This is a genomic window from Pseudomonas citrullilanati (genome assembly GCF_030580855.1).
GTDB lineage: Bacteria > Pseudomonadota > Gammaproteobacteria > Pseudomonadales > Pseudomonadaceae > Aquipseudomonas > Aquipseudomonas citrulli.
This window is the reverse complement of record NZ_JAUQOP010000090.1, coordinates 1-1404: the sequence shown is the minus strand read 5'-3', so window position 1 is coordinate 1404 and position 1404 is coordinate 1. Positions and strand designations below refer to the sequence as shown.

Annotated in this window: 2 protein-coding genes; both read right to left on the bottom strand. The window is 65.5% G+C overall.

Going from position 1 to position 1404, the window contains the following annotated elements:
* Positions 1-134, bottom strand: a 134-nt coding sequence (locus Q6A48_RS25880) for a YbdD/YjiX family protein (RefSeq protein WP_304557311.1), incomplete at its 3' end; no start/stop codon positions are given.
* Between the two features lie 16 nt (positions 135-150).
* Positions 151-1404 (bottom strand): carbon starvation CstA family protein (locus Q6A48_RS25875; protein WP_304557310.1); only part of this gene is annotated, 1254 nt, incomplete at its 5' end.

Below are 1404 nucleotides of genomic sequence, written 5' to 3'. Positions count from 1 at the left end.
TCGTAGTCCATCAGCGGCTTGTCCGGGTGTTGGGTTTGCATGTGCTCGACGTAGTTGTCGTAGTCGGGCATGCCGACCATCAGGCGGGCGGCCTGACCGAGGTATTTACCGAGGCGACTCAAGTCATTGAACATCGTTGCAATCCTCGCTTCAGGCGTCCGGCAGCGGTTGGAAAGGAGCTTCCTTGTCCGTGCGCTCTTTCGTGCCCCAGGCGGCGATGCCGACCTTGAGCGCGTAGAACAGGATGCTGAAGACCACGAACAGGAACAACACCGTCAGCGTCGCGTTGGTGTAGGCGTTGAACACCACGTGCTGCATCTGCTCGACGCTCTTGGCCGGGGCCAGGACCTGCCCGGCGGCCAGGGCTTCGTTGTATTTGCGCGCCAGGGCCAGGAAGCCGATCGCCGGGTTGGCGTCGAACAGCTTGATCAGGCCCGCCGTGGTGGTGCAGATCAGCAGCCAGGCCGCCGGCAGCAGCGTGACCCAGACGTAGCGCTGGCGCTTCATCTTGATCAGTACCACGGTGGCGAGCATCAGGGCGATGCCGGCCAGCATCTGGTTGGAGATGCCGAACAGCGGCCACAAGGTGTTGATGCCGCCCAGCGGATCGATCACGCCCTGGTACAGCAGGTAGCCCCACAGCGCGACGCAGCCGGCGGTGGCGATCAGGTTGGCGGTCCAGGATTCGGTGCGTTTCAGCGCCGGCACGAACGAGCCCAGCAGGTCCTGCAGCATGAAGCGCCCGGCGCGGGTGCCGGCGTCCACCGCGGTGAGGATGAACAGCGCTTCGAACAGGATCGCGAAGTGGTACCAGAACGCCATGGTGTTCTCACCCGGCAGCACCGAGTGCAGGATCTGCGCGATGCCCACCGCCAGGGTCGGCGCACCGCCGGCGCGGGCCAGGATGGTGGTCTCGCCGATGTCCTTGGCGACGGCCTGCAAGGCATCCGGGGTGATGGCGAAGCCCCAGCTGCTGACGGTCTGCGCCACGGCCACCACGTCACCGCCGACGATGGCCGCCGGGCTGTTCATGGCGAAGTACACGCCCGGCTCGATCACCGAGGCGGCGACCATGGCCATGATCGCCACGAAGGACTCCATGAGCATGCCGCCGTAGCCGATGTAGCGGGCGTTGGTTTCGTTGTCCAGCAGCTTGGGCGTGGTGCCCGAGGAAATCAGCGCGTGGAAGCCCGACACCGCGCCGCAGGCGATGGTGATGAACAGGAACGGGAACAGGCCGCCCTTCCACACCGGGCCCAGGCCGTTGGTGAACTGGGTCAGCGCCGGCATCTTCAGCTCGGGCATGGTGACCAGGATGCCGATCGCCAGGGCGATGATGGTGCCGATCTTGAGGAAGGTCGACAGGTAGTCCCGTGGCGCCAGGATCAGCCACACCGGCAGCAC